The organism is Mycobacterium cajalii (assembly GCF_045809005.2).
Taxonomy (GTDB): domain Bacteria; phylum Actinomycetota; class Actinomycetes; order Mycobacteriales; family Mycobacteriaceae; genus Mycobacterium.
Window position 1 is genome coordinate 751,962 of the sequence record NZ_CM141436.1, and the last position, 22,929, is coordinate 774,890.

General features: G+C 73.0%; 19 protein-coding genes and 1 pseudogene. 10 read left to right on the forward strand and 10 right to left on the reverse strand.

From position 1 onward, the window contains the following. Positions 1-65: 65 nt before the first annotated feature. Positions 66-422: an STAS domain-containing protein gene (locus ACJ512_RS03540; protein WP_407688478.1), complete on the forward strand. Its 357-nt coding sequence runs from the start codon at positions 66-68 to the stop codon at positions 420-422. After that, the gene (locus ACJ512_RS03545; protein ID WP_407688479.1) at positions 419-4,285 is read left to right on the forward strand and encodes a SpoIIE family protein phosphatase; all 3,867 of its coding nucleotides are present in this window, start codon (positions 419-421) and stop codon (positions 4,283-4,285) included. Before ACJ512_RS03540 ends, ACJ512_RS03545 begins: the two co-directional genes overlap by 4 nt. An 11-nt stretch (positions 4,286-4,296) precedes the next feature. Here ACJ512_RS03545 and ACJ512_RS03550 read toward each other — a convergent pair whose 3' ends face one another. Then, complete coding sequence (locus ACJ512_RS03550; RefSeq protein WP_407688480.1) at positions 4,297-4,572, reverse strand: hypothetical protein; 276 nt, start codon at positions 4,570-4,572, stop codon at positions 4,297-4,299. Between the two features lie 63 nt (positions 4,573-4,635). On the opposite strand from ACJ512_RS03550, the gene ACJ512_RS03555 reads away from it, so the two are divergent. Continuing rightward, a complete protein-coding gene (locus tag ACJ512_RS03555; protein ID WP_407688484.1) occupies positions 4,636-4,917 on the forward strand; it encodes an Rv1535 domain-containing protein in 282 nt (93 codons plus the stop codon). On the opposite strand, the pseudogene ACJ512_RS03560 reads toward ACJ512_RS03555, so the two are convergent. From ACJ512_RS03560 to ACJ512_RS03580, 5 genes and pseudogenes are all read right to left on the reverse strand, one after another. Then, positions 4,892-8,392, reverse strand: a pseudogene (locus ACJ512_RS03560) (HAD-IC family P-type ATPase); the annotation flags it as partial. The gene ACJ512_RS03555 and the pseudogene ACJ512_RS03560 sit on opposite strands and share 26 nt — an antisense overlap. Positions 8,393-8,875: 483 nt before the next feature. Then, on the reverse strand, positions 8,876-9,310 hold the full coding sequence (locus tag ACJ512_RS03565) for a hypothetical protein (protein WP_407688481.1): 435 nt from the start codon (positions 9,308-9,310) through the stop codon (positions 8,876-8,878). A gap of 194 nt (positions 9,311-9,504) precedes the next feature. Next, positions 9,505-10,311, reverse strand: a complete 807-nt coding sequence (locus tag ACJ512_RS03570) for an exodeoxyribonuclease III (protein ID WP_407688482.1) — start codon at positions 10,309-10,311, stop codon at positions 9,505-9,507. Between the two features lie 2 nt (positions 10,312-10,313). Then, a complete protein-coding gene (locus tag ACJ512_RS03575; protein WP_461479971.1) occupies positions 10,314-11,225 on the reverse strand; it encodes an N-acetylglutamate synthase, CG3035 family in 912 nt (303 codons plus the stop codon). Next, positions 11,225-11,818, reverse strand: coding sequence for a peptide deformylase (locus tag ACJ512_RS03580; RefSeq protein ID WP_407689219.1), 594 nt, complete (start codon positions 11,816-11,818; stop codon positions 11,225-11,227). Before ACJ512_RS03580 ends, ACJ512_RS03575 begins: the two co-directional genes overlap by 1 nt. Before the next feature lie 221 nt (positions 11,819-12,039). On the opposite strand from ACJ512_RS03580, the gene ACJ512_RS03585 reads away from it, so the two are divergent. From ACJ512_RS03585 to ACJ512_RS03615, 7 genes are read left to right on the forward strand one after another with little or no spacing between them, the layout of a single operon-like run. After that, the gene (locus ACJ512_RS03585) at positions 12,040-12,348 is read left to right on the forward strand and encodes a DUF3263 domain-containing protein (protein ID WP_144950754.1); all 309 of its coding nucleotides are present in this window, start codon (positions 12,040-12,042) and stop codon (positions 12,346-12,348) included. A gap of 18 nt (positions 12,349-12,366) precedes the next feature. Next, the gene (locus ACJ512_RS03590) at positions 12,367-12,837 is read left to right on the forward strand and encodes a LytR C-terminal domain-containing protein (protein WP_407689220.1); all 471 of its coding nucleotides are present in this window, start codon (positions 12,367-12,369) and stop codon (positions 12,835-12,837) included. Positions 12,838-12,886: 49 nt separating this feature from the next. Further along, on the forward strand, positions 12,887-13,609 hold the full coding sequence (gene sodC / locus ACJ512_RS03595) for a superoxide dismutase[Cu-Zn] (protein ID WP_407689221.1): 723 nt from the start codon (positions 12,887-12,889) through the stop codon (positions 13,607-13,609). Then, positions 13,590-14,729: a glutamate--cysteine ligase gene (locus tag ACJ512_RS03600; RefSeq protein WP_407689228.1), complete on the forward strand. Its 1,140-nt coding sequence runs from the start codon at positions 13,590-13,592 to the stop codon at positions 14,727-14,729. Before sodC ends, ACJ512_RS03600 begins: the two co-directional genes overlap by 20 nt. 4 nt (positions 14,730-14,733) lie before the next feature. After that, positions 14,734-15,375 carry an LON peptidase substrate-binding domain-containing protein gene (locus tag ACJ512_RS03605; protein ID WP_407689222.1) on the forward strand — a complete coding sequence of 214 codons (642 nt, stop codon included), beginning with the start codon at positions 14,734-14,736 and terminating at the stop codon, positions 15,373-15,375. A 1-nt stretch (position 15,376) separates the two neighbouring features. After that, positions 15,377-16,393: a TIGR03617 family F420-dependent LLM class oxidoreductase gene (locus tag ACJ512_RS03610; RefSeq protein ID WP_407689223.1), complete on the forward strand. Its 1,017-nt coding sequence runs from the start codon at positions 15,377-15,379 to the stop codon at positions 16,391-16,393. Beyond that, the gene (locus ACJ512_RS03615) at positions 16,390-17,208 is read left to right on the forward strand and encodes an enoyl-CoA hydratase/isomerase family protein (protein WP_407689224.1); all 819 of its coding nucleotides are present in this window, start codon (positions 16,390-16,392) and stop codon (positions 17,206-17,208) included. The genes ACJ512_RS03610 and ACJ512_RS03615 overlap by 4 nt, the downstream gene beginning before the upstream one ends. A gap of 4 nt (positions 17,209-17,212) precedes the next feature. Here ACJ512_RS03615 and ACJ512_RS03620 read toward each other — a convergent pair whose 3' ends face one another. The 4 genes from ACJ512_RS03620 to ACJ512_RS03635 form a co-directional block, all read right to left on the reverse strand. Continuing rightward, positions 17,213-19,378 carry an AAA family ATPase gene (locus ACJ512_RS03620; protein ID WP_407689225.1) on the reverse strand — a complete coding sequence of 722 codons (2,166 nt, stop codon included), beginning with the start codon at positions 19,376-19,378 and terminating at the stop codon, positions 17,213-17,215. Continuing rightward, entirely contained in the window at positions 19,375-20,238 is an 864-nt protein-coding gene (pssA, locus tag ACJ512_RS03625) for a CDP-diacylglycerol--serine O-phosphatidyltransferase (protein ID WP_407689226.1), read from the reverse strand. Before pssA ends, ACJ512_RS03620 begins: the two co-directional genes overlap by 4 nt. Further along, positions 20,235-20,957 (reverse strand): phosphatidylserine decarboxylase, encoded by a 723-nt coding sequence (locus ACJ512_RS03630; protein WP_407689227.1) that lies wholly within the window; start codon positions 20,955-20,957, stop codon positions 20,235-20,237. The genes pssA and ACJ512_RS03630 overlap by 4 nt, the downstream gene beginning before the upstream one ends. 242 nt (positions 20,958-21,199) lie before the next feature. Further along, entirely contained in the window at positions 21,200-22,921 is a 1,722-nt protein-coding gene (locus tag ACJ512_RS03635) for a transposase (RefSeq protein WP_407689781.1), read from the reverse strand. Positions 22,922-22,929 lie beyond the last annotated feature (8 nt).

Genomic DNA, 22,929 nt, shown 5'->3' on the forward strand with positions numbered 1-22,929 from the left:
CCGCGTGCCGCGTCATCGGGCTCAGCGGCTGAATGTGACACGTCCGGCTGGCGAAAGGCACGGGATTGTTGGCGGTCGAACACGAGGCCCACGAGGATGCCGTGGTGGTCCGGATCAAAGGTGACGTCGATTCCAGCACGGTCGACGAGCTCACCGCTCAGCTCACCGCGGCCCTCGAGCTGGCCGCCACGCACCCGGCCGGGCTGGTCGTCCTCGACCTGCAGGCCGTCGACTTCTTCGGCAGCGCGGCCCTGAACGCGGTGTTGGGCTGCCACGAGGCGGGCCGGGCGGCGGGGACGGCGGTCCGCCTGGTCGCCGCCCACGCCCACGTGCTGCGGCCGATCCAGGTCACCGAGCTGGATCGGGTCTTCGACATCTACCCGACGCTGTCGCAGGCATTGCAGCGCAAGCGACGGCAATGAACGGGGCGCTGCCGGCGGACCTGGCGGCTGCGGCCGCGCTGGGTGGGGAGATGGGCCGCCGGTTCGCCGAGTTCGACTGGGCGGCCCACCCGCTGGGCCCGCCGCAGGACTGGCCGGCCGAGATGCGCGCGGCGGTCGCCACGACCCTGACATCGCGGTTTCCGCTCGTGCTGTGGTTGGGCACCGACGACCTGTTCGTCGTGTACAACGAGGCCTACATCGAGATCCTCGGCGACAAGCACCCGGCCGCCCTCGGCCAGCCCGGCCGCCACGTGTGGTGGGACATCTGGGACTCGATCGGCTCGATGCTGGCCGGCGTGGTCGCCAGCGGGGAGGCGACCTGGTCGCGTGACCTGATGCTGCCGATGGTCACAGCCGGCCGGCGCGAGGAACGCTACTTCTCGTTCACCTACAGCCCGCTGATCTCCGCCGACGGCCGGCCCTTCGGCATCTTCTGCCCGTCCTACGAGACCACCGACCGGGTGCTGAGCGAGCGCCGGCTGCACCTGCTCAACGCGGTGGCGTCGGCGACGACGGAGGCGCGCAGCTTCGACGAGGCGGTCGAGGCCGCCGTCGCGGTGTGCGCGGGCCAGCCCGCGGACCTGCCGTTCGTCGCCGTCTACGTCGAGGATGCGGGTTCGGGGCGGCTCGCGCTGTGCGGCGCGACGCCGGCGGTGTCGGGCCTGCTGCCCCGCACGCTGGAGGAGCTGACCGGACACGATCCGGCCGCGCGGTCCCGGGCGGAGGTGCGGCTCGCCGACGACGTGCCCGCGGTGATCCAGGGTGTCGCCGAGGTCCTGGCCGACGACTGCCCGCAGCAGGCCCTGGTGGTGCCCCTCGGCGAAGCCTCGACGGCCGGCGCCCTGGTGGTGGGGCTCGCTCCGCGGCGGCGCCTGGACACGCAGTACCGCGGCTTCTGCCAGCTGCTGGCCGACCAGCTGTCGTCGTCGTTCGCCCAGATCGTGTCCTTCGAGCAGCAGCGGCAGCGGGCCGACGCGCTGGCCGAGCTGGACCGGGCCAAGACGGCGTTTTTGACCAACGTCAGCCACGAGTTCCGCACGCCCCTGACGCTGCTGCTCGGTCCGCTGGACGACGCCCTGTTCGACGCGCCGCCCGGCAGCCTCCTGGCCGAGCGGCTGAGCACCGCGGGGCGCAACGCGCGCCGCCTGCAGCGGCTGGTCGACTCGTTGCTCGACTTCTCCCGCATCGAGGCCGGCCGCGCGAACGCGAAGCCGGTGTGCACCGACGTCGGCGCGCTCACCGAGCACATCGCGTCGTCGTTCAGCGAGCTGTGCCACCGGGCGGGGCTCGACCTCGTGCTGGACTGCGCCGCGGCGACCGCCGACGTCGATCCCGCCATGTGGGAGACGATCGTGCTGAACCTGCTGTCCAACGCGGTCAAATACACGCTGCAGGGCTCGATCTCGGTCGAGGTGCGCGCCGAGGCGGGGTGCTGCGTGATTGCGGTCCGCGACACCGGGGTCGGGATCGGCGCCGACGACCTGGACCGGCTGTTCGAGCGCTTCTACCGGGCCGACACCGCGCGCGGCCGCAGCGTGGAGGGCACCGGGATCGGGCTGTCGCTGGTCCGCGGCCTGGTCGAGCTGCACCGCGGCAGCGTGCACATCGACAGCGAGGTGGATCGCGGGACCACGGTGACGATCCGGCTGCCGGAATCGGTCGACGGCGCCGCGGTCGACCATTCGCCCGCCGCGCTGCTCGACGAGATGGTCGACGAGAGCAACCCGTATGTGGCCGAGGCGACGCAGTGGCTGCAGTCGGGGCCCGCCGAGGTGGCGGCCGCGCCCGGTGCGCCCGGCCGCCCGGTGGTGCTGATCGCCGACGACAACGCCGACATGCGGGCCCACCTGAACCGGGTGCTGTCCGCGCACTACGAGACCGTTCTCGTCGCCGACGGGCAGTCGGCGTTGGCGGCCGCGCGCAGGCTGCACCCCGACGCGATCGTGACCGACGTCATGATGCCCGGCGTCGACGGGTTCGGGCTGGTGGCGGCCATTCGCGCGGACCCGGCGCTGGCGGCCACGCCGGTCCTCATGCTGTCCGCGCGGGCCGGCGCCGAGGCGATCACCGAAGGCTTCGCCGGCGGGGCCGACGACTACCTGCCCAAGCCGTTCCGCTCGCAGGAACTGGTGGACCGGGTGGCGTCCCGGCTGTCCGCGGTGGGCCGCGAGCGCGTCCGGCAGCAGCGCGAGGCCCATCGGCGGCTCGCCGCCGATCTGGTGCAGCTCGACTCGGCGCTGCAGTCCGCCGACTCGGTGGCGGGGATCCTCGAAGCGTTCTCCAACTCGCCGTTCGGCTCCGGTGACGCCGCGGCGGTCACGATCGGGGTGGTCGACGGCGAGCGGCACATCCGGTTCGAGTACGCCGGCGACGTCCCCACGGAGTTGCGCGATCGCTACCACGTGGCCGCGTTCGAGGCCCCCCTGGTCGGCGCGGACGTCGTGCGCACCGGCGAGCCGATGATCATCCCCGACACGTTCGACCTCCCGGCGCGCTACCAGCACGCGGTGCAGGACACCGCGGCCGACGTCCGCGCGTGCGTCGCGCACCCGCTGCGCGACGACGCGGGCCGGATCGCGGGCGTGCTGGCGTTGCTGTGGCCCGCGCCGCGCCAGTTCGAACCCGCCGAGCTCGAGACCTTCCGCCGGATGGCCGAGCTCACCCAGTCGGCCCTGGACAGGGTCCGGGTGATGGCGCGCGAACACCGCATCGCCGTCGACTTCCAGGAACACCTGCTCGACCTGAACCGCGGCTCGACCGCGGGAGTCGTCGCGGCGGTGTACCAGCCGGCCGGGGAGGCGATGCGGGTCGGCGGCGACTGGTATTCGGTCACCCCGCTGGCCCCGGCGGGCAGGGTCGGGATATCGGTCGGCGACGTCGTCGGGCACGGCCTGTCCGCCGCGATCGTGATGAGCAGGCTGCGCGCCGCGGTGGCCGCCTCGGCGCTCACCGCCCCCGAACCGGATGCGGTGCTCACGGCGCTGGACCGGTACGCGGCCAGCGTCACGGGCGCCCGCTGCGCGACCGTCGCCTACGCCCTCGTCGAGACCGGACCCGACCCGGGGACCGCCACCGTCAGCTACAGCTGCGCCGGGCACCCCTACCCGCTGGTCATCCCGGCCGACCGGGCCCCGGCCTTTTTGGAGTCCGGCCGCCGTCCCCCGGTCGCCGTCACCGAAAGCGTCGTGTACGACGACCCGCTCGCCGCCACCGCGACGACGCAGCTGCAACCGGGCAGCCTGATCCTGCTCTACACCGACGGGCTCATCGAGCGGCTCGGCGAGACGCTCGACGACGGGTTCGCGCGCCTGAGGTCGGCGGCCGCGGACTGCGCCGACCTGCCGGTCGAGTCCCTCTGCAACGAGCTGTTGCAGCGGATGACGCCGGCGGCCGGCTTCCGCGACGACGTCGTGCTGCTGGCGCTACGCCCCAGCCACGCGGCCGCGACCAGCTTCGCCACCGTGGTGCCCGCCGCGCCGGCACAGATCCCCGTCACGCGGGGCCGGCTGCGGGGCTGGCTGAACACCATCGCCGTCGGCCCGCGCCGCGAGCTGGACATCCTGCTGGCCGCGGGCGAAGCGGTCACCAACGCGATCGAGCACGGCAGCGGCAGCGAACCGCACAAGACCGTCTCCGTCGAGGCGTTCCTGCGCCGCGACACCGTCGCGATCACCGTCAGCGACACCGGCCAGTGGGTCGGCGATTCCTCGGCCAGCATGCGCACCAAGCGGCGCGGGCGCGGGCTCACGCTGATGGGCGGGCTGGCCGACCGCGTCGACACCGTCCGCACCCCCGCGGGCACCCGGGTCACGCTGGAGTTCGACCACGCCCTGACCGGCTGACGAGCAACGGGTCAGGCCTCCTCCATCGCCTCGCCGAGCTCCTCCAGCAGCCGGTTGTGGTGGTTGTTCGCCATGATGTGGCCGGCGGCGATGACGAGGGCCACGGGCCAGTCGATGAGTTCGAAGGCCGCCAGGGCGGCCAGGCCGCCGTAGTACGCCAGCTGCTCGGGCCGCGGAATCTCCACCTGCCCCACCAGCGGCAGGTTCACGGCAAACGTCTCGCCCTCGCGGATCCTCTGCACCGCCTCGTGCTGCGACGTTCCCCGGCGTGCCTGCTTTTCTGCCATCGTTTGCCTTTCTGTAACGAAGGGTTTCCCGCCCCGCCGGGTCACCCGGCAACCGTCGGGTTCATGACGACGTCCGAGACCCTGGCGGATCCTCTGATATCGCCGGTTGCTTCGGCGCTCGCCGTGCCCCTGAGGCATGTCTATGCGTTGTTGTGGCGCGTGGGGATTGTGGAGATTGTCGCGACCGGGCGGCCGCGCCGTCAATCGGCGGATCTGTGTCCGGACTGCCCCATCTCTCCGCGACACCGTTCGCCACGGCCAGGGCGACCGTCGCGGCCGCGGCGCTTCCCAGAGCCTGCGCCCAGCCGAGCGGATCCAGCGGAGTGCAGCCGAGCAGCTGGCTGACCACCGGGATGCTGATCAGGGTGGCCATCGTGGCCATCGAGCCGACCGTGGTGAGCAGCACCAGCGGTGCGTGCGAATCCAGCAGCGTCTGGCCCAGTTCGGCGCCCACCAGGGCCACCAGCGCGACGGTGGAGGCACGCCGGGGCAGGCCGGTGACCCCCGCCATCGCCCACGCCGCCGTCGCCGCGGCGGCCGTGGTGGTGCCGCGGACGGCGACGGCGCGCCACAGCGCGGGCTGATCCGGGCCGCGCAGGCCCGGGTTGACGGGACCCCTGGGCTTGCTGACGGCGAGCGCCGCGGCCGGCAGCGCGTCGGTCATCATGTTCACCAGCAGCAGCTGGCGGGTGTTCAGCGGCGAGGTGCCCGTCAGCGCGCTGCCGATGATCGCGAACAGCACCTCCCCGGCGTTGCCGCCGAGCAGCACTGAGACCGCCGACTGCACCCGCTGCCAGAGCTGGCGTCCCTCTTCGATGGCCTGCACCAGGGCCTCGATGCTGGCGTCGACCAGCACCACGTCGGCCGCCAGGTGCGCCGGGTCGCTGCCGCCGGCGACGACGCCGATACCGACGGTGGCGGCGCGGATCGCGGCCGCGTCGTTGGAGCCGTCGCCGACCATCGCGCACAGCACGCCGGCGGCTTCCAGCGTCTGCACGACCTGGACCTTGTTCTCCGGTGTCATCCGCGCGAAGATCACCCGCTCCGTCACGACGCGTTCCTGGTCCTTGCGCGACAGCGCGTCCCACTCGGCACCGCTGATCACCTGGCCGACGGTCACCGGCAGCCCCAGCTCGGTGGCGATCGCCGTGGCGGTGATCGGGTGGTCGCCGGTGATCAGCTTGACGCCCACCCGCTGCCGCCGCAGCTCGGCGAGCAGACCGGCGGCCTCGGCGCGCGGGGTGTCGGACAGGGCGAGGAACCCGGCCAGGGCCAATCCGTGCGCGCAGAATTCGGCGATGCCGTCGGGGTCGTCGCGGATCCGGCGCGCCTGCTGCGGGGTGAGCTCCCGCCGCGCCACCGCGATGACCCGCAGCCCGCGGGCGGCCAGCTCACCGACCGTGGGCTCGGGGCCCGGGGCGCCGCAGGCGGCCAGCACGACCTCGGGTGCCCCCTTGACTGTGAGCTCGTGATCGGTGACCGACGCCGAGAACGACCTGCCGGACCGGAACGGCAGGTGTGCGTCCGGCTGCGGCACGGCCGTCGGGGCCCCGAGGGACTCGGCGGCCGCCGCCACGATGGCGGCGTCGGTCGCGTGCACGTGCGGGTCGCCGTTGGTCGCCGGGGCGGCGTGCGCGGCGCAGCGCAGGACCTCCTCGCGCGAATGTCCCGGCGCCGGGTGGACCTCGGCGACGCGCAGGCGGTTCTCGCTGAGCGTTCCGGTCTTGTCGAAACAGACCACGTCGATGCGGCCCAGGGCCTCCACCGAGCGCGGCACGCGGACCAGCGCCCCGAACTTCGTCAGCCGTCGCGCCGAGGCCGCCTGCGCGAGCGTGGCCACCAGCGGCATGCCCTCGGGGACCGCGGCCACGGCGATCGCGATCCCGCTGGCGACCGCTTCGCGCAGGGCCGCGCGCCGCAGCATTCCGAGCGCGCCGACCAGGGCGCCGCCGGACATGCTGACCGGGAAGGCCCGGTTGGTGAGCTGGCTGAGCTGGTGCTGCAGGCCCACCTCGGACGAGATGCCGGCGGACACCAGCTCGGCGGCGCGGCGCTCCTGGGTGTCGGCGCCGACGGCGGTCACGACGGCGACCGCGGTGCCCGCCACCAGCGTGGTGCCGGCGTAGAGCATGCAGCGGCGCTCGGCCAGATCGGCGCCGGGCGTGGCCTCGACCTGCTTCTCCACCGACAGCGACTCACCGGTCAGCGTCGACTCGTCGACCTCGACGTCGACCTCCTCGAGGATGCGGGCGTCGGCGGGCACCACCTCGTGCGTGCGCACCTCGATCACGTCGCCGGGCTGCAGCTGCGCGGCGATGACGTCGGCGTAGGCGCGCTGGCCGTCCGGCCCCGTCACCAGCTTGCGGGCGGGCGGGATCTGTTGCGCCAGAAGGTGATTCAGTCGGTTCTCGGCGCGCAGCCGCTGGCTGGCCGCCAGCATCGAGTTCGCGGCCAGCACCGAGAAGACCAGCACCGCGTCCACGGGCGAACCGAGCACCGCGCTGGCCGCCGAGCCCAGCGCCAGCACGGGCGTCAGCGGGTCGGTCAACTCGGCGCGGACCGCCTCGAGGAACTGCAGGAACGCACGCGCACCGGTGTCGGGCTGCGCGGCGCCGATCGCGGCCAGCGCGAGCCGGCCCGGCTCGCCGGCCGGCTCCGACTCGGGCGCGGGCAGCACCGCGCGGACCTGCTCGACCGACATCGCATGCCAGTCGTGCACCGAGCACGGCCGGGGCGCCTCGGCGCCGACGATGCCGCGGGCCAGCAGGTATCCCGACAGCAGCCCCGCCGCCGCGCCGGTGTTGATCGGCCCGGGCCCCAGGCCGCGCACGCCGGGGATCATCAGCAGCGACCCCATGGCCGTCGCGCCGGCCGCTATCCCGGCGCCGCGCCGGGTGGCGGCCCGGGCCGCCGGGAGGGCGCGCAGCACCCGCCACGCGGCGGCCAGGTCGGGCAGCAGCAGGTCGGCCTCCCAGGGCAGGGGATCGGTGTCGTGGCGCGGCAGGATGCCCAGCGCCAGGTCGGCCGTTTCCAGGGCGGGGCCCGGCAGCGCGGACAGCACCGCGACGGCGCGGCCCGCGCGATGCAGGTCGGCGACCGTCGCGGCGAGCGCGTCGTCCAGGGATCGGCCGCCGGGCGGCCGGAGGTCGTCGAACGCGTGCCGCAGCTCGCCCAGCGCGTCGACGTCGACCGACACCAGGTCGGCCCCCGACCGGTGGGCCTCGGCGACCACCGCCGCGGCCAGCGGATCGTGGGGCGGGCGGAACAGTGCCTCGACCGCGGAACCCGGCTCGGCGGCCGAGATCCCGGGGACCGGGTGCCAGCCGGCCTGCAGACCGTCCCTGGCCAGGACGAGCTGGGCGCGGTTCCACGCCGCGGGCAGCTCGTCCTCGGCGGCGCCGCGCACGCGCGCCACCTGCAGGCCGCTGGTGCACAACGCCCGGGGGTCGACGACGATCGCGTCGATTCGGTCCAGGCGGCGCAGGGCGTCGGGCCGCAGCGTCAGCACCGCGTGCCGATCGGCCAATCCGTGCCCGAGCGCCGCGGCGAACGCCTCGGGTGTGGTGCGGCTCGCCTTGGGCGCGGTCACCAGCACCGCGGTCGCGGCCAGGTGCACGCTGCGGGTGGTGGCGCCGATCAGCCCCGCGCTGAGCGCCTGCGTCAGCGCGAAGCGGCGCCCGGCGGCGGCCGGGGATCTGCCGGGCCGCGGCCGGCGCTCGGGCGTCGGGGCGTCCCGCTCGGCGCGGCGCGCCAGTTCCGCTTCGTGCAGGCGCCACACCCGCGCCTCGGCGCGGCTCTCGGCGGCGCGCAGCGACTGCATGAGCAGGCCCACCGACAACGCCCCCGGTGACTGGGTGACGGTCTCGGCGGCCACCCCGGCCAGGGCCAGCACGGTGTCGGTCGCGGGCCGGCCGATGGCGTTCTCGATCAGCCGCCGCGCCCAGGGCTGATAGTCCACCGCGACGACGCCCGCCAGCACACCGATCGGCGCCCGCGGCCAGTGCAGGGCGCGTCCGGTCAGTGCGATGCCCAGCCCGGCCGCGTTGGCGGCCACGGTCACCACCCTGATCACCGGCACCGCGCCTGCTGCGGGCGGCTGCACCGGGGGCGCCGCGGGTGCGGTGGGGGTCTGCTGGGGCAGCTCGCCGGTGATCGCCCGGGCGCCCTCGCGCAGCGGGATGGCCGCGATGTTCAGGGAGGCGCCCGCCAGGGCGGTGGTGGTCTGGACTCCGGCGGCCAGGACGCGCAGCGGTATTCGAATGGAGGAGGTGGCAATGCTCAAGGGCTGCTCAACGGATCCCGGCTAGTTGGTGCTGCGCAGCTCGCTCGCGCCCGCCCGGCGCCCGGCCGTCTTCTTGGCCGCCGGCTTGGCGGCCTTCTGGGGCACCGCTTTCTTCGGCGCGTCGTCGGTCGGCACCGGCTTCAGGTTGGCCTTCGGGGGCGGTTCGGGTTTGCGGTGCATGCGGTGCAGCAGCAGCGCGCCACCGCCCACGGCCAGCAGCACCGGCCACTCGACCAGGCCGGCCACCCCGAGCGCACCCATGGCCAGCGCGGCCGCCGGCGTGGAGTGACTGCCCGAGCTGACGCCGCGCTTGATGCCCTCCGCGGCACCCGTGACGCCGCCAACGATCCCGTTGACCGCCGCGCCGCCCACGGCGCCGGCGGCGGCGGTGGCCGCGTCGGCCGCACGGTTGACGGCGTTACCCACGTTTCGGGCTGCCCCACCGACGACACTCATGATGGCTCCTGATCTCTGGTCGTCCTCGCGGCGACCGGTTGACGTCGCCTGTATACCCGTTGAACGGAACGTAAACAGCGGCACCGAAATTTTACCTGTATCTTTCCAAAGAAAAGCCTGCCACGCTACTTGGGCGTAATACAACGAGTGGGCGCGCGAGAATTCCGACCGCCCCTATACCGTCCCCACCCGGTCTAGCCGTCGCGCAAATCCACCAGCACCGGGGCGTGGTCGCTGGGCGCTTTGCCTTTACGTTCCTCGCGGACGATCTGCGCGGCGCTCACCCGCCCGGCCAACGCCGGCGAGGCCAGGATGAAGTCGATGCGCATGCCTTGTCGCTTGGGGAATCGCAGCTGGGTGTAATCCCAGTAGGTGTACACGCCGGGGCCGGGCGTGAATGGCCGCACGACGTCGGTGAATTGCGCGTCGACGACGGCCTGGAAGGCCCGGCGCTCGGGTTCGGAAACGTGGGTGGCCCCGGCAAAGAATTCGGGGCTCCAGACGTCTTCGTCGGTGGGCGCGATATTCCAGTCGCCCGCCAAGGCGATCTGCGCCGCGGGGTCGTCGTGCAGCCAGCCGGCCGCCGCGTCGCGCAGCGCGGCGAGCCAGTCCAGCTTGTAGCCGTAGTGGGGGTCGGCCAGGGCGCGGCCGTTGGGCACGTACAGGCTCCACACCCGCACGCCGGCGCAGGTGGCGCCCAGCGCGCGGGCTTCCCGGGCAGGGTCCAGCCCGGGTTTGGCGCTCCAGCCGGGCTGGCCGTCGAAGCCGACCTGCACGTCGTCGAGGCCCACGCGCGATGCGATCGCCACGCCGTTCCACTGGTTGAACCCGACGTGGGCGACCTCGTAGCCGAGTTCGAAGAACGGCAGGGTGGGGAACTGGCTGTCCGCGCACTTGGTCTCCTGCATGGCCAGCACGTCGACGTCGGCGCGAGCCAGCCAGTCCACGACGCGGTCCAGGCGGGTGCGAATGGAGTTCACGTTCCAGGTGGCCAGCCGCATGGCTAGACGGTAGCGCCGCCGGGGTCGCCGGCCGGGAAGTACCGGCGGCGGTGGTGCGGCCGGAAGCCCAGCGCGCCGGCCACGGCGGTCCCGGCCGGGTCGGCGTCCTCGACGAGCGCCAGGTAGCCGCGGGTCGCCCCGCGCCCCGCGGCCCAGGCGAGCAGGGCTTCGCACACGCGGCGAGCGGCGGCCGCGTCGCCGGCGGCCGGCACCCACAGACCCACCCAACGGGCGCCGTCGGGGGAGTCGGTCACCGCGGCGCGCGCCGCCGCGGCGCCCGGTTGCACGCCGAACCTGAGCTCGCCGTCGGTGACGGCGGTCAGCGTCTGAACGTCGAGCCCGGCCCCCGACGTCGGCAGCCAGGCGTCGTCCGGGCGGGCCGAGAGGGTGGCGGCCGCGGCGGGGTCGCCGGCGGCCATTCCGGAGACGTCGCGCACCAGAACCTGTTCGGTTCGTTCCGCCGTCAGCCCGGCCGGCAGTGGCAGCAAGCGGTCCGGGATCGCCAGGCGCGGCTCCGCACCGCGGCGCCGGTACCAGTCGACGATGGCGGGCAGGCTGCTAATGTGAGCCGAAGTATCAAGCGGCACAGCTGAATTGACCGTCACATCCGCGCCGTGCCCGGCCCGCAGCAGCCAGCCGTCCAGCCAGGTGTGCTCGACGCCGGGCCAGGCTCGCGCGGCCGCGTGCTCGAGAGCGCGGATCTGGGACGTGCGTACCGGTGCGTCGGTCAGCACCCGCAGCGCCACGACGTCGTCGGGGGCGAACTCGACGACCGCGCCGGTCTTCGTCCGCACCCGCACCACCGGATCGACCGTCAGCAGGTGGCCCACCGCGTCGGTCAGCGGCGGGACCGACCCGGCGGCGCGCCGGTAGCGCACCGTCACCCGCGTGCCGGGCTCTGGCCACGCGACCATCAGTGACCGAACGGGTCGGGTCCCTCGCCCGGCAGCCACGACAGCCCGGGCACCCCCCAACCGTGGGCCTTGACGGCCCGCTTGGCGCCGCGGGCGTAGCGGCCCACGAGGCGGTCCAGGTACAGGAACCCGTCGAGGTGCCCGGTCTCGTGCTGCAGCATCCGCGCGAACAGGCCGGTGCCCTCGAGCGCGACCGGGTTGCCCTCGGCGTCCAGGCCGGTCACCTTCGCCCACTTCGCCCGGCCGGTCGGAAACGACTCGCCGGGGACCGACAGGCAGCCCTCGTCGTCGGCCTCCGGGTCGGGCATCGTCTCGGGCACCTCGGAGGTCTCCAGGACCGGATTGACGACCACGCCGCGGCGGCGCTCGCTAGTCCCGCGGTCGTCGGCGCAGTCGTAGACGAAAACCCGCAACCCGTACCCGATCTGGTTGGCCGCAAGACCGACCCCGTGGGCGGCGTCCATGGTGTCGTACATCGTGGCGATCAGCTCGGCCAGATCGGCCGGCAGCGAGCCGTCGGCGGCGACCGGCACGGGATCCGTCGGTCTGTGCAACACCGGGTCTCCCACGATGCGGATCGGTACGACTGCCATGGTCGGCTAGCTTAGGCGCGTCGACGATGCGGGCCGAAACGGCCCGAGGAGGAGGCGCGCGATCGGGCTGGGCGGGCGAGATGCGGGGCAATACGGCGACTCGCGGTCCGGGTTCGCCGCACCAGACTTCGCGGCGTGGTTCAATATTCGCGCAAAACATGCCCGTATTTAGGTCACCAGAGCAATTCGAGAATCCGCCGGAAGGGTCCAGGGGAAGCAATATGGACAGCGCCATGGCGCGGGCAAATCAATCGGGGGACGACGCTGACATCGCCGATGGGCTCACCCGACGTGAACACGACATCCTGGCGTTCGAACGCCAGTGGTGGAAATTCGCCGGGGTGAAGGAAGACGCCATCAAGGAGCTTTTCTCGATGTCGGCGACGCGCTACTACCAGGTGCTCAACGCGCTGGTCGACCGGCCCGAGGCGCTGGCCGCCGACCCGATGCTGGTGAAACGGCTGCGGCGGCTGCGCGCGAGCCGGCAGAAGGCGCGCGCGGCGCGGCGGCTCGGCTTCGAGGTGACCTGACTCGCTACAGTGGGCTCGATGAAAGAGCGCGTCCCCGATTCCACGGGGCTTCCGCTGCGGGCCATGGTGATGGTGCTGCTGTTCCTCGGGGTGATCTTCCTGCTGCTCGGGTGGCAGGCCCTCGGCTCGGGGAACTCCGACGACGACTCGGCGTCGGCGGTGTCCAGCATGACCAGCACCACCAGCTCCCCGGCCACCTCGACGACACCCGCGGCGAACCAGGCGGACGTCCGCGTCTACAACATCTCGGCCAAGGAAGGCGTCGCCGGGCGCACCAAGGACGAGCTCAGCTCCGCCGGTTTCCGGGTCACCGAGGTCGGCAACCTCACGATGCCCGACGTCACGACCACCACGGTGTACTTCACCGACGCCGACGGTGAGCATGCCACCGCCGACGCCGTGGGCAAGAAGCTGGGCGCACCCGTGGAAACGCGAATCCCCGCGCTCAGCGATCAGCCGCCGGGCGTCATCGTCCTGGTGGCGGGCTGAGACGTCCGGCCGCTCGATCGGTCTCGGGGCGCCGGGTTAGGCTCTCGTCATGCCTATGCTCGCCGGTCACCGTAATGCCGCTGCCGCCACCATGTCCGCACTGTCAACGTGTTTACTGGCCACCTGCGCCGGACTGCTGAGTGCCTGTTCGCCGGGCCAGAACCCCGCGACGTCCCCGGGCACCACGCCGCCGGTCTGGACCGGCTCACCCGCACCCGCGGCGTCCCCGGGCTCCGGGAACGCGGCGCCGGCCGCGCAGAGCATCATCACCGTGCTGAAGAACGCCGACGGCGCCGAGATCGCGACCGCCAAGTTCGATTTCGGCAACGGTTTCGCCACCGTCACGATCGCGACGACCGGGCCCGGCCACCTCGCGCCCGGCTTCCACGGCGTGCACATCCACAAGGTGGGCAAGTGCGAACCCAACTCGGTCGCCCCCGGTGGCGGCGAGCCCGGCGACTTCCTCTCCGCGGGCGGGCATTTCCAGGCGCCCGGGCATTCGGCCCACCCCGACAGCGGCTACCTGCCGCCGCTTCAGGTCCGCCAGGACGGGACGGGGATGCTCGAGACCACCACCGACGCCTTCGGCATGGACGACCTGCTGACCGGCCAGAAGACCGCGATCGTCATCCACGCCGGTGCCGACAACTTCGCCAACATCCCGCCGGACCGCTACCAGCAGACCAACGGCACGCCGGGCGCCGACCAGACGACGATGAACACCGGTGACGCCGGCAAGCGAGTGGCGTGCGGTGTCATCGGTTCCGGCTAACCGGGGCAACACCCGCATCGACTTCGCCCGCTCGCCGCGGCCGACGGTCGGGGTGGAGTGGGAGTTCGCGCTGGTCGACGCCGAAACCCGCGACCTGAGCAACGAGGCCACCTCGGTGATCGCCGAGATCGGCGAAAACCCGCGCGTGCACAAGGAATTGCTGCGCAACACCGTCGAGGTGGTCAGCGGCGTCTGCGAGTCCGCGGGGGAGGCCATCGAAGATCTGCGGCAAACCCTGGGACCGGCCCGGCGGATCGTCCGGGACCGCGGCATGGAGTTGTTCTCCGCCGGCACCCACCCGTTCGCGCGGTGGTCGTCGGCGAAACTCACCGACGCGCCGCGCTACGCGGAGTTGATCAAGCGCACCCAGTGGTGGGGCCGCCAGATGCTGATCTGGGGAGTGCACGTGCACGTGGGCATCCGCTCCGCGCACCAGGTGATGCCGATCATGAGCTCGCTGCTCAACTATTACCCGCACCTGCTGGCGCTGTCGGCGTCCTCGCCGTGGTGGGGCGGTGAGGACACCGGGTACGCCAGCAACCGGGCGATGATGTTCCAGCAGCTGCCCACCGCGGGGCTGCCGTTCCAGTTCCAGACCTGGGCCGAGTTCGAGGGCTTCGTCTACGACCAGAAGAAGACCGGCATCATCGACCACATGGACGAGATCCGTTGGGACGTCAGGCCGTCTGCGCATCTGGGCACCCTCGAGGTGCGGGTCTGCGACGGCGTGTCCAATCTGCGGGAGCTGGGCGCGCTGGTCGCCCTGACGCACTGCCTCATCGTCGACCTGGACCGCCGGCTGGAGGCCGGCGAGACGTTGCCGACCATGCCGCCCTGGCACGTCCAGGAAAACAAGTGGCGCGCCGCCCGCTACGGGCTCGACGCGGTGATCATCCTGGACGCCGACAGCAATGAGCGGCTGGTCACCGACGACCTCGCCGACGTGCTGACCCGGCTGGAGCCGGTCGCGAAATCGCTGAATTGCGTTGACGAACTGGCCGCGGTGGCCGACATCTGGCGCGGCGGCGCCTCCTACCAGCGGCAGCGGCGCGTGGCCGAGGAACACGAGGGCGACCTGCGCGCCGTTGTCGACGCGCTGGTGGCCGAGTTGGAGATCTAGCCCCATGACCGGTGCCGAAACCCTCGAGCTGGCGATGTTTCCGCTGGAATCGCCGCTGCTGCCCGGCCAGGACTTGCCGCTGCGGATCTTCGAGCCCCGCTACGGCGCGCTGGTGCGGCACTGCATCGAGAGCGGCGACCCGTTCGGCGTGGTGCTGATCTCGGCCGGCCGCGAGGTCGGCGGGGGCGATGCGCGCTGCGACGTCGGGGCCCTGGCCACGATCGGCGAATGCGTCGACCACGGCGCGGGCCGCTACTCGCTGGTGTGCCGGACGGGCGAGCGGATCCGGGTGTGCGAGTGGCTGCCCGACGATCCCTACCCGCGGGCCGCCGTGCGGCGCTGGCCCGACGAGCCGGGGGACCCGGTGACTTCGGCCCAGGTGCGCGAGCTCGAGGATCGCGTGATGGCCGTGTTCGGGCGCATCGCGGACGCGCGCGGAGCCGAACTGCCGGACCGCGAGGCGTTGTTGGGTCCGGCCGGGGGCGAGGATCCCGGGCAGCGGCTCTTCGTGCTGGCGTCGCGCGTCCCGATCGGGGCCGCCGACCGCTACGCCGTGCTGGCGGCGCCGTCGGTCGCCGAGCGGCTGGCCGCCTTCGCCGAGGCCGTCGACGCGCTCGCCGACGTGGTCGAATTCGAGCTGTCCTGACATGAAGGTGCATCTGCAGATCGACGGCGCACCGGCGGGTGCGCGGGCAAGCGCGGCAGGGATCGCCGAAGCGGGCGCCGACGGCCTGTTCACCTTCGAGGGTCAGCACGACGTGTTCTTCCCGCTGCTGCTCGCCGCCGGCGACACCCGTCTGGACCTGATGACCAACGTGGCGATCGCGCCGCCGCGCAGCCCGCTGCACCTGGCGCACGCGGCCTACGACCTGCAGGAGCACAGCGGCGGCCGGTTCCGGCTCGGCCTGGGGTCGCAGGTGAAGGCCCACATCGAGAAGCGTTACGGCAGTAAGTGGGAGCGGCCGGCGGCCCGCATGGCCGAAACCGTCGCGGCGATCAAGGCGATCTTCGCGGCGTGGGAGGGCCGGGGCCGCCTGGATTTTCGCGGCGAGTTCTTCACGCACACGATCATGGCGCCCAACTTCAACCCCGGGCCCAACCCGTTCGGGCCGCCGCCGGTGCTGCTGGGCGCGCTGGGCCCGGTGATGACCCGCACGGCCGCCGAGTCCGCCGACGGGCTGCTGGTCATGCCGTTCAACAGCGCCCGCCATCTGGCCGAGCGCACGATCCCCGCCGTCGCCGAGGGGCTGCGCCGTTCGGGGCGCTCGCCGGGCGACTTCCAGATCGTGGCCCAGGCGATGGTCGCCGTGGGCCGCGAGGAGGCCGACCTGGCGGCCGCGGTCGACGGGGTGGCGTCGCTGATCGGGTTCTACGGCTCGACGCCGGCCTACCTGCCGGTGCTCGAGGTCGAAGGGTGGGCCGACATCCAGCCCGAACTCAACGCGCTGTCCAAGCAGGGCCGCTTCGCCGAGATGCGGGCGATGATCACCGAACCGATGGTGGCCCGGATCGGGGTCGCCGGCAGCCCCGAGGAGTGCGCGCGGCAGATCGCCGAGCGGTTCGGCGAGCACGCCGAGGAGGTGTGCTGTTATTTCCCGGGCTACACCCCGCGCGGCCAGGACGTCGCGGACCTGATCGCCGCGCTGCACCGGGCGCCGCGATGACCTCGGCGGTGACGGTGGAGGTTGCCGCGGGTGTCGCGGTGCTCACCCTCAACCGCCCCGAGCGTCTCAACGCCTACACCGCCGAGATGGGCCGGCTGCTCAGTGCGGCGTACTCCGAATGCGACCGCGACGACGACGTCCGGGCGATCATGCTGACCGGTGCGGGCCGCGCCTTCTGCGCCGGCGCCGACTTCTCCGGCGGCGCATCGCCTTTCGACTCCCCGGCGGACGACGGCACGTTCTCGGCGTCGCCGATCGACCCGGCCGCGTTCGAACTGCGCAAGCCCGTTCTCGCGGCGGTGAACGGTCACGCGGTGGGCATCGGCCTGACGATCGCGCTGCAGGCAGACCTGCGTGTCGTCGCCGCGGACGCGAAATACGGTGTGGTGCAGGTGCGCCGGGGCGTGATCCCCGACTGCATGGCGCACTGGACGCTGGCGCGGCTGGCCGGGCTCGGGGTCGCCGCGGAGCTCCTGCTGACCGGGCGCACCTTCGGCGGCGCCGAGGCCGTCGCGCTCGGCGTCGCGAACCGGGCGCTGCCCGCCGGCGAGGTCTTCGAGCACACGATGGAGATCGCCCGCGACATCGCGGCCAACGTGGCGCCGATGTCGGCCGCGCTGTGCAAGCGGCTGCTGTGGGACACCGCGATCCACGGCTACAGCCCGCGGCAGGTGGCGGCGCTGGAAACCCAGCTGCACCACCGCGTGCTGGGCGGCGACGACGCCCGGGAAGGGGTGGCCGCGTTCCGGGAACGGCGGGCCCCACGGTTCGCCGCGCGGCTCTCGACCGACTGGGCGGCGCTGCCGGAGCCGTGAGACCCTATCCGGCCCCGGCGAACGCGCGCAGCGAATCCACCTGCACCGGATCCAATGAGGGGCGGACGGTTTCGCGGGCCGCCGCCAGGTCGGCGGCCGTCACGTCGGCGGCGTCGATGGACCGCCGCATCGCGGCCAGCGCCGCCTCCCGCAGCAGCGCCACGCAGTCCGCGGCGCTGTAGCCCTCGAGCCCGGCGGCCACGTCGTCGAGGTTCACGTCGGCGCTCAGTGGTATCGATTTGCCTGCCGTGCGCAGGATTTCGCGGCGGGCAGCGGCATCGGGCGGTTCGACGAACACCAGGCGCTCCAGCCGCCCGGGCCGTAGCAGCGCGGGGTCGATCAGGTCGGGACGGTTGGTGGCGCCGAGCACGACGACGTCGCGCAGCGGGTCGATGCCGTCGAGTTCGGTCAGCAGCGCGGCCACCACGCGGTCGCTCACGCCGGAGTCGACGCTCTGCCCGCGCCGGGGCACCAGCGCGTCGACCTCGTCGAGGAACACCAGCGCCGGCGCGGAGTCGCGGGCCCGGCGGAACAGCTCCCGGACCGCCCGCTCGCTGCTGCCCACCCACTTGTCCATCAGCTCCGAGCCCTTGACCGCATGCACGCTCAACTGCCCGGTGCTGGCCAGCGCGCGGACCACGAACGTCTTGCCGCAGCCGGGCGGGCCGTAGAGCAGCACGCCGCGGGGCGGATCGACGCCCAGCCGGGCGAAGGTGTCGGGATGCTGCAGCGGCCACAGCACCGCCTCGGTCAACGCTTGTTTGGCCTCGGCCATGTCGCCGACGTCATCGAGGGTCACGCTGCCGACCGCCAGTTCCTGGCCGGCCGAGCGGGACAGCGGCCGGATGACGCCGAGGGCGCCGGCCAGGTCGTCCTGGCTCAGCCGGGGTGGCTGCCCGTCGGTGCTGGCCTGCGACGCGGCCCGCAGCGCCGCCTCGCGCATCAGCGCGGCCAGATCGGCGACGACGAAACCTGGCGTGCGGGAAGCGATCTCGTCGAGAAGGAGGTTCTCGGTGGGCACCGGCTTCAGTAGGGCCTCCAGCAGCGCCTTGCGCGTCGCGGCGCCCGGCAACGGCAGGCGCAGCTCCCGGTCGCACAGGTCGGGGGCGCGCAGCCTGGCGTCGAGCTGGTCGGGTCGCGCGGTCGTGGCGATCAACGCGACGCCCCCGGTGCCCACCGCGGTGCGCAGCTCGCCGAGGATCAGGGCGGCCACCGGCTCGGCGGTGGCCGGCAGCAGGGCGTCCACATCGGCGATCAGCAGCACGCCGCCGTTGCCGCGAACCTGCTGCGCGGCCGCGGCCACCGCCGCGAGCCGGTTCTCGGGACTCAGCGCGCCGACCTCCGGGCCGTCGAGTTCCACCAGCGGGCGGCCGTCGCACACCGCGCGCACCAGCGTCACCTTGCCCACCCCGGCCGGGCCCGACACCAGCACCCCCAAATTGGCGCCGGCGCCCAGCGTCTCGAGCAGGTGCGGTTCGTCGAGCGCGAGCTTGAGCCATTCGGCGAGCTTGGCGGCCTGCGGCTGCGAGCCCTTGAGCTCCTCGATGAGGATCGCCGGGGTTCCCGTGCTCATCGGCTCCCGGGCGACCGGCCCGGCGCCGGCCGGGACGCCGGCCCCCCAGGTGACCAGCGTGTTCGGCTGCACGCTGACCGGCCCGTGCGGGTCGGCGCCGGTGACGGTCAGCAACTCCGACGTCCAGCTGATGCCGACCGCGGCCGCCAGCGCGCGGGTGGCGTCCGACGTCGAGGTGCCGGGGCCGAGGTCGCGGGGCAGCAGCGACACGGCGTCGCCGACGGTCAGCACCTTGCCGAGCAGGGCCTGGCGCAGGGTCACCGGCGACACCGACCGGGTCGTCAGGGACGAGCCGGCCAGTGTCACCGAGCGCGCGCCGTACACGGTGACCGCGCCGACGAGCACCGCGGTGCCCTCGCGCAGCCCGGCGTTGGACAGCGTCACGTCGTCGAGCAGCACGGTGCCGACGGGGATGCGCGGGCGGGCCAGGCCGGCCACGGCCGCCGTGGTCCGCGAGCCGGTCAGCGACACCGCGTCCCACTCCCGGATCCCGAGCGCCGCGACGGCGCTGGGGTGCAAGCGGACGACGCCCCGACGCGAGTCCAGGGCCGAGGTGTTGAGCCGGGCGGTGAGCGTGAGCCGACCGGGCCCCGTCATGTCAGACGCCCGCCCGGTTTGCGCAGCCCCAGCCGCGCCATCGACCGGCGGTGGGGCCGGGCCTGGCGGATCGCGCGCCGCGCGGCCCGCCGCTGCTTGGGCTTGTCGGCCCAGGCCTCGGGGTGGGCGGCCAGCCAGCGCTGGTTGCGCACGCCGAACGGGATGTGCACCAGGTAGGCGAGGATGATCGCCCAGATCAGCAGGTAGGGGGCCAGCACCGCGGCCGCGGCGAAGATCGCCAGCACCGCCAGCAGCGGCGCCGCCCAGCTCGGCGGCACCGCCACGGCGTGCATCTTCTTCATCGGGACCTTGCTGACCAGCAGCATCGAGGTCCCCACCACCCAGACGCACAAGAACACCGGCGAGGTCCACCAGCCCGCACCGAACTGCAGTTTGAGCCCGATCAGGCCGATGATCGACACCGCGCCGGCCGGCGCGGGCATCCCGACGAAGAACTCGCGCGCGTAGGCGGGCTGGCTGCCGTCGTCGAGCAGCGCGTTGAACCTCGCCAGCCGCAACACCACGCACACCGCGTACAGCAGCACCACCACCCAGCCGGCCGGCGACGTCGACAGCATCGTCACGTAGAGCACGATCGCCGGGGTGACCCCGAAGTTCACCGCGTCGGCCAGCGAGTCGATCTCCGCACCCATCCGCGACTGGGCGTCCAGGATGCGCGCCACCCGGCCGTCCAGACCGTCCAGGATGGCGGCCGCGGCGATCAACGCCATCGCGGCTTTCGGCTGGTGCTCGAGGGCGAACTTGACCGCGGTCAGCCCCGCGCAGATCGACAGCACGGTCATCGAGCTGGGCAGAATCTGCAGGCTCACCGCCCGCCTGGCCCGCGGCCTGATGCTCATGGCAGCTCGGCCAGGACGGTCTCGCCGGCGACCGCCCGCTGGCCCACCTCGACGAGCGGCACCGCGCCCGGCGGCAGGTAGGTGTCCAACCGGGAGCCGAACCTGATCAGCCCGTAGGTGTCGCCGACGGACAACTTGTCGCCCACCCGCGCGTCGCAGACGATGCGGCGCGCCAGCAGCCCCGCGATCTGCACCGCCACGACCTCTGCGCCGCCCTCGGTCCGGATCCGCAGGCTGGTGCGTTCGTTCTCGGCGCTGGCCGACGCCAGGTCGGCCGACCCGAAGCGACCCGGGCGGTGTTCCACCGCGATCACCTCGCCGGTCACCGGCGCGCGCTGCACGTGGGCGTCCAGCAGGGACAGGAAGATGCTGACCCGCGGCAGCGGCGCGTCACCCATGCCGAGTTCGGCGGGCGGGGCCGCGGCGTCGACCACGCAGACCACGCCGTCGGCCGGCGCCACCACGGCGCCGGCCCGCGAGGGCGGCACCCGCGGCGGGTGCCGGAAGAACCCCGCGCAGGCACCCGCGGCCAGCAGACCCGCCCGGCGCAGCCAGCGGTGGTGGCGGCCCGCCAGGGCGAGCCCCAGGCCGGCGGCGACGAACGGCCGCCCGGCCGGATGCAGGGGCGGGACCGTGGAGCGGACCAGCTCCAGCACGTGTCGCGGACCGAAAGTCGGGTCCTGCGCGGTCGGGCCGATAATGGGCGGGCGTCGGGCCACGCGGTCATCTTACGGAGCCGCGGCGCGTGGCGCCGCAGAGTCGAGCCGGGGGGCGGCCCTAGGTGGCTGGTGTCGAACGGCCATTGTGGGGGCGCTGGTTGACCGGTCGGGCTATTGGGCGATGCTCGTGTGGTCGTGAGCGGTTCCTAGCTCAGGTGAATTCGGTTGTCGGGATTGGCGATTCCGTTGCTTGGCTGGTCTACAGGCGGTCCTGGTGGGCCGGTTGGCATCGCCGACCGGCCTCAGGTCGTGGCGGCGGCCCAGTTTGCGCCTTCCCGGTGTAATCCGAGCACACCCAGGCGTGCGAGGTTGATCGCGGCGGCCAGCAGGGAGAAATCGGCGGCGACCTTGGTGGTGCCGCGCACGCGCGCACGGCGGCCGCCGTGGCGGCGGCGCATCAGGTGGCCGATCTTGCGTTCCACTTTCGGCCGGGTGGCCTTGTAGTCGGCGACCCAGCCCGGATCTGCTTGGGTGGTGCGAGCACGGGTGAGTTCGGCCTCGTAGCGGCTGATCGCGATGGTGCGCCCGGCGGTTGAGCTGGTGCACTGCTCGGCCAGTGGGCAGCAGGCGCAAGCCGGGCCGAACACCGCGTTGCCGCCGCCGCCCTTGGCCGGGCGGATCGGCACGGTCACCGCGCCCGGGCAGGTGACCGTGCCGACGTCGAGGTCGATGACGAAGCGGTCCTTGGCGTAGCGGCCACCCGGCGCGGTCGGTGGCTGCACCTTGGTGAAGATTTCCGCGCCCGCGGTTTCCAACACGGCCAGCAGTTTGCCCGCACCGTAGGCGGCGTCGCCGTAAACCGCCGGGCATCGCTGGTCTTGGGCTCCGCACACGCTGGGGGCGCTCCCGTCGCCATCACCATCACCGACCGCGCTGGCCGCGGTCGTCGTGCCAGCACTTGCACCGAGGCTCGAGTCGTCCTGAGGATCAACGCAATCTCCGTCGGCGGTGTTGGTGTCGCTGGTCACCGGAGTGGGTAGGTCGCCGGCCAGCAGGTCGGTGGCGGGTTGGGCGTCGCCGGCGTTGCCGGCGGTGACTTCGGTGGCGGTGATGATCTCGGCGTCGGGGTCGATCGCGATGTGACCCTTGTATCCGTCGAAACCCCGCGCGGAGGTCTTGTGGCCGTGGCGTGCCTGCGGGTCCACCGTGGAGATCACCCGATCGGCGGCCACACGGCGCGCGATGCGGAATATCCCGTCGGCGGCGTCTTGGTCGAGGTCCTGGCCGACCACGGTGGCCAACAGTTTGGCCGCCTTGTCCACCTCGGGCTTCAGCGCCTGCTCATCCAGGCAGGCCAGCAGCGCAGACGCGTCGCGGGCCAGCGCGTCCACCAGCGCCTCGCGCGCCGCCACGTCGTCGTAGTCACACACCGGTTTGCCGGCGCTGACGTAGTCGTCGTCGCGGGACAGCCGCGCCCGCAGCGCGGGTTGCAGCTCCGCGCCGGCGACCGCCAGCAGTCCCCGGATCGCCGAGCGGATCAATGTGACCGTGTCCATGGTGGCCACCGCGTCATACAGCGGGGTCGAGTCCAGCACCCGCTTACGGCCCACCAGCCCGGCCGCCTTGGCCGCTTGCAGGGTGACCTCAAAGATCCGGTCCGGGCGATCCGAGCGGGCCAGCCTCGCGCGCATGTCCACCAACACGGTGTGCACAAACCCCGGATAATCGAAGTCCAGCCCGCCCGCGGCATACTTCCACCGCGCGTCGAACGCGAACCGATCCACCGCCTCCCGATCCGAAAGCCCCTCGATGCGCTGCAACACCATCACCACCGCCACAATCATCGGCGGCACGCTGCGCCGGCCGACATCGGTGAACAAGTCGGCGAACATTTCATCGCCGAACAAGTTGAAGCACTCCCGGTGCAGCACGCTGTAAATCGAGTCCGGCGCCACCCGGCCCTCGCAGAAATCCACCGTCGACCGCCACAAATCCGCCTGTTTCGGCGTCAAACCCAAACTCACCCAACCAT